The sequence below is a fragment of the Microcoleus sp. PH2017_05_CCC_O_A genome (genome assembly GCF_020738785.1).
Taxonomy (GTDB): domain Bacteria; phylum Cyanobacteriota; class Cyanobacteriia; order Cyanobacteriales; family Microcoleaceae; genus Microcoleus.
The window spans coordinates 1-7,553 of the sequence record NZ_JAEQCB010000231.1; the positions used below are offsets into that span (position 1 = coordinate 1).

Below are 7,553 nucleotides of genomic sequence, written 5' to 3' on the forward strand. Positions count from 1 at the left end.
ATTCCTGTAGTTTTAGGACTGTGGACTAAAATTACTAACGTAGATGTCTAACATTGACTACTTTTGGGTAGCTTTGTCCATGTTTTTACGAGCGGTTTCAACAACTCATCACCAAAGGCGCAGATCAACTTAGATTATGTAGTCTATGATACTGAATTTTCTTGGGTTCTGTGTGCTATTGTAGCAAAAATTTACAATCTAGATCGAAAAATCGGGTCAAAGCTGAAAAGACCGATCGACTATTTGGGCGATCGACAGCGATCGATTACCATAGCAAAAAACATCTAATTCACAGCAACCGCCAAGACGGTTATGAGGTTCCCTCTTCCTTATTGCCTCTTCCTTATTCCTTCCATCCTTTACATCCTTTACATCCGTTTCACAATCCGTTGCCGAACTTCCTTCTTGCTTCGGTCAACTGTCAACTGTCAACTGTCAACTGTCAACTGTCAACATGAACCCAACCGAAAAATCTCACTGGAAAACCCTAGATAGATTTGTAGAAATCAACTCTCATTGGGTAAAACTAATTGGCGAACATCTCGAAACAACCGAAGGACAAATAGTCGAATATTGGCGAGTAGAAAGAGCAGATTCCGTTGTAATTTTAACAATTCAAGCTGACAAATTGCTGTTGCCCTCACCGATGTATCGCGCCGGCGTAGCAGCAGCAACCCTTGACTTTCCAGGCGGTCGCGTACCAGAAGCCACAACACCAGCAGCCGCAGTTCCAGCTATAATCAAAAAAGAACTAGGCGTGACAGAAAGTGCGATCGCCCGCATCCAACCAATCAACACCACAGGCTGGGAAATCAACAGTTCATTCTCCAATCAAAAACTCTACGGTTTTGTAGCAGAATTGCACCCCACAGCCACAGTAAACCCCGAACTCATCGGTGCTGCATATCCTGTCACCCCCGATGGAATTCGCGACTTGCTCAAAAAATTAACTTGCCTCCAATGTCGAGCATTGTTGCTAGAATGGCAAAACCAAGATGATTTTAGATTTAGGATTTAGGATTTAGGATTTAGGGGATGCTCCCGCGACACTAGCCGATTAACGATTTCTTAAAACCAACATCACCGAAACTAATGATACCTGTCAATAATCATGAAGTTGCTGTCGAATGCCTCGACGTTACATATCGGCTCAACCGCAGACATTTAGTAGACAAACTCAATTTCAAAGTGCTGCAAGGAGAAGTATTAGTATTGCTGGGACGCAGCGGTAGCGGCAAAACTACTACCATGAAATTGATTAACAATTTACTGACACCAAGCAGCGGCGAAGTGCTTGTTATGGGATGGGATTCAATTCAACTGCGGCGAAAAATTGGCTACGTAATTCAAGAAATCGGTTTGTTTCCCCATTTTACCGTCGAGCAAAACGTTGGTTTAGTGCCCAAATTGGAAGGCTGGGAGGGCGATCGCATAAAATATCGCGTCCACCAACTGTTAGAATTACTGAATCTCGACCCCCAGCACTTCGCCAAACGCTATCCCCATCAGTTATCCGGCGGACAGCGGCAGCGTGTAGGCGTCGCCAGAGCACTTGCAGCAGACCCTCCGCTGCTATTAATGGACGAACCGTTTGGTGCTTTAGACCCCATTACTCGCTTGGAATTGCAGCGGGAATTCCGTCAATTACAGCAGCAACTAGGGAAAACTGTGATTTTTGTGACTCACGGAATTCAAGAAGCTTTTTTTTTAGCCTCTAAAATTGGTTTGATGCAAGATGGGCGATTGGTTGAATTTGCCGCGCCGGATCAATTTATTAAATCTCAGCATCCAGAAGCTCGCGCCTTTTTGGAATCTTTTTAATTAGCTAAATTGGAATGCTGTTAGCAATCATGAATTACGCAATGATTAATTTTATTAACCGCTATGGTGCTGAGATGGTTCAGAGGTCGATGGAACACTTGTATTTAGTAATAGTCGCGATTGTTATATCTACGATTGTGGGAATTCCTCTGGGGATTTTAGTTACTAGAAAACCCAAATTGAAAAAGCCGATTTTGGGATTTGCGAATATTATGCAAACAATTCCTAGTTTAGCTTTGTTTGGCTTGTTAATTCCGGTGCCGGTATTGGGCGGAATAGGCGATCGCACGGCAATCATCGCCCTGACACTCTATTCCCTACTGCCGATTATCCGCAACACTTACACGGGCATTGTCGGCGTCGATCGGGCGATTGTGATGGCCGGGACAGGCATGGGAATGACGGATATGCAACTGTTGTGGCAAGTGGAACTTCCCCTGGCGCTGGGCGTGATTCTGGCGGGCGTGCGAGTGGCTGCGGTAATTGCGATCGGGCTAGCAACTATTGCGGCGGCAATTGGTGCAGGTGGCTTGGGAGTCTTTATTTTTCGGGGCGTTGCTACAGTCAACAATCAGTTACTTTTGGCTGGGGCAATTCCGGCGGCTTTGATGGCCTTAGCTGCGGATTTTGGGCTGGGTTTCGTGGAAGCGCGTCTCTCGAAAAGTACATTGAAAGGTGTTAAAGATGACTGAATTTGTGATTGCTGAAATCGTGCACTATCTTAAGGTATGTAGTTGCGCTTCAGCGCTCCGATCTTATATATATTAAGAGAGCGCTGAAGCGCAACAACGTACCTTAAGAGCGCTGAAGCGCAACTACGTACCATGTTTAAGCCGATCGCACTTCCTCTGCTAAATTCATCTCAGGTTCAGCCTTTAAAAGCGGCAAACTCACTCTAAAAATAGATCCCTGATTCTCGCCCGCACTCTCCGCAGCAATTGTCCCGCCGTGTGCTTCCACTAAATGGCGGACGATCGCCAATCCCAATCCCAGCCCGCCATATTTGCGCGTCAGAGACACATCTTCCTGGTAGAAAGAATCAAAAATAGATAGCAAAAAGTCAGGGTGGATGCCTTTACCAGTATCGCTGACGGCAATCAGCGCCCGATCCTCTGCGCGGGATCCGCTAACGCCCGATCGCTCCAGCCGAATCTCCACTCTGCCACCGTTAGGAGTAAACTTAATCGCATTAGAAAGCAAGTTCCAGACAATCTGCTGGAGTCGCACCGCATCGCCCGACACCAGTCCCAGATCCGGCACCACCGGATGAATCTCGATCGACTTCGCAGCGGCTGCCGTTTTCACAGTATCGATCGCAGATTCGACAGCCAAACTCAAATTCACCGGGGTGGGATTCAAGCTCAGTTTGCCGTGCATAATCCCCGCAATATCGAGCAAATCATCAATCAACTGAGTCTGCAATCTGGCATTGCGCTCGATCGTGTCTAAAGCTTTAGCAGTTTGAGCCGCATTCAAGGCTTGACTTTGCAGCAGTTGCGCCCACCCCAGGATCGGATTCAAGGGCGATCGCAATTCGTGAGAAAGCACAGCCAAAAATTCATCCTTAGCGCGGTTAGCTTTTTCCGCTGCTGCGCGCAGAGCTTTTTCCTGCTGCAAAATACTGTCGCGCTGCTGTTCCAAGCATTTTTTGTCTTCAATATCAGTTGCCGTACCAAACCATTTGACAACTCGATCCGATTCATTCTTGACGGGAATAGCTTGGTGCAAAAACCATCGATACACGCCGTCGCAGCGGCGCAATCGACCTTCGGCTTGATAAGGGCTGCCGTCTTGTTGAGCAGACATCCAACGATCGCCCATGGTAGAGACATCATCAGGATGGACAACTGCCGGCCAACCTTCAGCTTGAGCTCGTGCTACCGTCAACCCCGTAAAATCTAACCAGCGTTGGTTGACATCTAGCAATACTCCCTCAACGTTTGCTGTCCATACCAATTGTGGGATTGATTCCGTTAAATATCGATAGCGTTCTTCGCTTTGACGGATCTCTTTCTCAGCTTGTTTGCGATCGGTAATGTCGATCAGCGTTCCCACATAGCCAGTCACCGTTCCGTTACAGTCTAGGTAGGGCAGCGACTGGGTGTAGTACCAGGTAATGCTGCCGTCCGGCTGTACGTGCCTGCCTTCGTTCTGGTAAATTCCTCTGGGCTCGGGTTTTTGACACCACTCCAGCCATTCCCGTCTGAGACGATCGCATTCGTCGGGATGCAAAGTTTGCACCCATCCCATCCCCAAGGCCTCTTCTACCGATCGGCCTGTCATTTCGCCCCAACGGCGGTTGACATAGAGACAGTTATTGTCAATATCAAACCGGAAAATGGCTGTTGGAGAGGCTTCTGCCAGAGTCGCAAACTGGCGCTCGCTTTCCTGCAAAGCGATTTCTGCTTGTTTGCGATCGGTAATATCCTCAGCAATCCCTGTGAACCGATAAATCCTTCCTGTCTCATCTTTGAGCGGAAAACAGCGGTCTCTCACCCAGCGTACAGTGCGATCGGGCAAAACAATCCGGTACTCTTCATCGAACTTTCCTTCAACAGCTTTCTGCTCAAACGCTCGGGCGTTCGATTCGCGGTGTTCCGGATGCACTAAATCCTGCCAAACCCGAGAGTCATCATACAAAGATTGGGGATTCAAGCCCCACAGCCGTTCGTAGGCAGGACTGACATAAAGCACTCGCCCCGAAGGGTAATCGGAAATCCAGAACACAGCATCGATGCTTTCTGCTAACTGGCGGAAGCGTTCTTCGCTTTCCCGTAAAATTGCTTCGGTGCGCTTCCGCTCTTGCAGTTCGTGTTGTGCTTGCTGATAAAGCTCAGCCTGCCGAATGGCAATGCTCACCTGCTGAGCCAACTGCTGAAGCAAATCAATTTCTAAGGGTTGCCACAGGCGCGGGGCGCCACAGTGATGGACAATCAGCAGTCCCCAGCACTGGTTTTCGTGCAGGATCGGTACGACTAGATTTGCCCTGATTTGAAATTGAGTCAGCAGTTCGATGTGACAAGGGTCGATCGAGCCATCATGAATATCTGTTTTTGCCGTCACCAATCCTTGACGGTAGGGTTCAAGATAACTGCTTGCCAAACAGGGATCGTAGATTTGGGAAGCTAGGATCGATCGCCAGTCTGGCCCCACAGATTCCGCTACCACAGTCCCGCCGCCATCTGAGTGCAAACGAAATACGATCGCCCGATCCGTGTCGAGAAACTGTCGCACTTCCTCTACGGTTGTTTGCAAAACGCGCTCTAAATCCAGCGATTGGTGAACTTGCTGGGCAATTAGGGCGATCGCCCGCTCTCGCTGCACTTGTTGCAGGCGTTCTGCTTCTGCCTGTTTAGACTGAGTGAGGTCTACTACTGTACCCAGGAGCCGCAGCGGTTTGCCAGCCCAGTCATAGTAAAGTTGCCCTTTAGCGCCTACCCAATGCAGCGAGTCATCGGCCCAGACAGCGCGAAATTCAACTTCATAGCTAATCCCTGTCTCAAGGGTAGTGGTTATAGCCTCGCCAATTATCTCGCGGTCTTCGGGATGTACGAGTTCGATAAAATCTTCATAACTTGCCGGATAAGTTCCCAGCGGTAGACCAAAAATCGGCCCTACCAGATTAGACCACACTACACAATTGTTAGGAATCTGCCATTCCCAAGTACCCATCCCAGCGGCTTTCAATGCTAAGTGCAAGCGTTCTTCGTTTTGTTGCAGCTTGGCGTGTAATTGCGCTTTGTCGATCGTCCCCTTCACCGCCATCCGCAAACTCTCCGGTGCGATTTGTTCTTTGATGAGATAGTCTTGGGCGCCGGCTTTGATGGCTTCGACTGCGATCGTCTCGTTCCCAACTCCGACCACAATTACAGGCAAATATCGCTGCGATACTATTTTGCTTCGCAGTTGGGCGATAAATTGCAAACCGTCCATATCTGGCAGCCGATTATCGAGCAACACCAGATCCGGCTGGTGTTGTTCCCACAGCGCCAAGCCTTCTTGCCCTAACGGCGCTGCGATTATTTTGTATTGGTACTCGCGATCGCGCAGCAGATACTGTCGGTACTTATGACAGTCTTCCGGGCTGCGATCGACAATCAAGACGGTGCGCTGGATCTGACTCATTGCAAACCTTCCTTGCAAGCGCGATCGATCTTCATGGCAATTTCACAGCACCCATCGTGTAAAGCCTGGATGCTTCCCTTCAATTGACGAACATTCATCGGAGCGATCGTACAGCTATTTGTAACAGATACTGGCAAAACATCAGCCAAACGCAGAAAGTCTATTTTTTGTACAGGCTTAAAAAGCACATCGTGGCTACCAATACCACAATACCAATACATTCTATCTACTTTCAACAAATTATAGGTGCATAAAGTTTAAACCGTCAGCGTTGTGATTTTCTGCAAACCATCCGCGTTCGGAGGATTCGCCATCAGATTGCGGATTTCATTTGAGCGTGCAATGTATTCTCGATCGCTTAAAACAGCTTCACTCCCCTCCAGAGAAATAGGACTTGCCAAATCAATCCAAGAACGACAACCGCCGTATTCAGAAATGTACTGAATTTCGGCTGTTTCTGCGAGGCGATAAGCCCGCAGCAATAAAATATAAATTGGCTGATTTTGTTTCCATTTCAGGCGGTCGCCGACAAATTTTTCATTCCAAATATGGTAGGGAAATAGCGCATTAATTGCTGGTTCCCAAGCCACCAAAAAAACATCAGTAATCTCAGCCCAACTGCCAATTCTAATAGTTTCCGGATGCCAACCAGATTCTACAGTTTTTACTTGACTTGCAAAATCTGGCTTTAATAAATCAGGTTGTTGGTGTTCAAAAGTTGGATACAGTAAAACTTGCTTGTCACTGACATTAAACTGTCCCGCTTGTTCGCGAATACCACCTTTTCGCAACAGCACAATCGTTCTGCCCCCTTCCAAAGCATTAACAGCTACATTCCATTCTTTCAGCGCGCGAGTAGTTGATTTCATAGGATTTATTTGGGTTTTAACAATAGTAACAAAATCGCTGATTCAAAGCTACTCTACCTACTTTTTTCTGTTAAAATTAGATAGATTGAGGGTGAATACTAAAAATCCAAATCAGGACTTAGGGTATGGAAAAGCGACAATTGGGTACATCAGAAATTCAAATTACCCCGATAATTATGGGGACTTGGCAAGCTGGGAAGCGGATGTGGGTGGGAATTGAGGATGCCGAAACTGTCAAAGCCATGCGCGCCGCTTTTGAGGCCGGTATTACCACCTTTGATACGGCTGAGGTTTACGGAGAAGGGCATTCGGAACAAATTATCGGTCAAGCACTTTCAGACGTGCGATCGCAAGTAGTTTATGCTAGCAAAGTTTTCGCCAACCACCTCAGACCAGATTTGGTAGTCGAAGCGTGCGATCGATCGCTAAAAAACCTCAACACCGATTATATCGACCTGTACCAAATCCACTGGCCCGCCGGCACTTGGAATTCCGAAGCCGTACCAATTGCCGAAACCATGGACGCCCTGAACAAATTAAAGCAACAGGGGAAGATTCGGGCGATCGGCGTTTCCAACTTTTCCCGCGCCCAAATAGCAGAAGCCGCCCAATACGGACGCATTGACAGCTTGCAACCGCCCTATTCTCTGTTTTGGCGCTGGGTAGAAAAAGACGCCATGCCCTACTGTACCGAAAATAATATCTCAATCATCGCCTATTCATCTCTAGCTCAAGGAA

At 47.8% G+C, this 7,553-nt stretch carries 7 protein-coding genes; 4 read left to right on the forward strand and 3 right to left on the reverse strand.

Annotated features, from left to right (window positions below; translation table 11 throughout):
• Window positions 1-454: 454 nt before the first annotated feature.
• From JGK20_RS32130 to JGK20_RS32140, 3 genes are all read left to right on the forward strand, one after another.
• The gene (locus tag JGK20_RS32130) at window positions 455-1,018 is read left to right on the forward strand and encodes an NUDIX hydrolase (RefSeq protein WP_293233513.1); all 564 of its coding nucleotides are present in this window, start codon (window positions 455-457) and stop codon (window positions 1,016-1,018) included.
• Window positions 1,019-1,092: 74 nt separating this feature from the next.
• Entirely contained in the window at window positions 1,093-1,821 is a 729-nt protein-coding gene (locus JGK20_RS32135; protein WP_293233515.1) for an ATP-binding cassette domain-containing protein, read from the forward strand.
• A 41-nt stretch (window positions 1,822-1,862) separates the two neighbouring features.
• A complete protein-coding gene (locus JGK20_RS32140; RefSeq protein ID WP_293186994.1) occupies window positions 1,863-2,513 on the forward strand; it encodes an ABC transporter permease in 651 nt (216 codons plus the stop codon).
• A 136-nt stretch (window positions 2,514-2,649) separates the two neighbouring features.
• Here the strand turns inward: JGK20_RS32140 and JGK20_RS32145 are convergent, their stop codons facing one another.
• The 3 genes from JGK20_RS32145 to JGK20_RS32155 are packed head-to-tail and all read right to left on the reverse strand — an operon-like array spanning window position 2,650 to window position 6,815.
• Window positions 2,650-5,946 (reverse strand): PAS domain-containing protein, encoded by a 3,297-nt coding sequence (locus JGK20_RS32145; protein WP_293233517.1) that lies wholly within the window; start codon window positions 5,944-5,946, stop codon window positions 2,650-2,652.
• Window positions 5,943-6,167, reverse strand: a complete 225-nt coding sequence (locus tag JGK20_RS32150; RefSeq protein ID WP_293186992.1) for a hypothetical protein — start codon at window positions 6,165-6,167, stop codon at window positions 5,943-5,945. Before JGK20_RS32150 ends, JGK20_RS32145 begins: the two co-directional genes overlap by 4 nt.
• Window positions 6,168-6,203: 36 nt before the next feature.
• Complete coding sequence (locus tag JGK20_RS32155; RefSeq protein ID WP_293193814.1) at window positions 6,204-6,815, reverse strand: DUF1802 family protein; 612 nt, start codon at window positions 6,813-6,815, stop codon at window positions 6,204-6,206.
• A 125-nt stretch (window positions 6,816-6,940) separates the two neighbouring features.
• Here JGK20_RS32155 and JGK20_RS32160 point away from each other — a divergent pair.
• Window positions 6,941-7,553: aldo/keto reductase (locus tag JGK20_RS32160; RefSeq protein WP_293233519.1), on the forward strand; the 613-nt coding region annotated here is incomplete at its 3' end.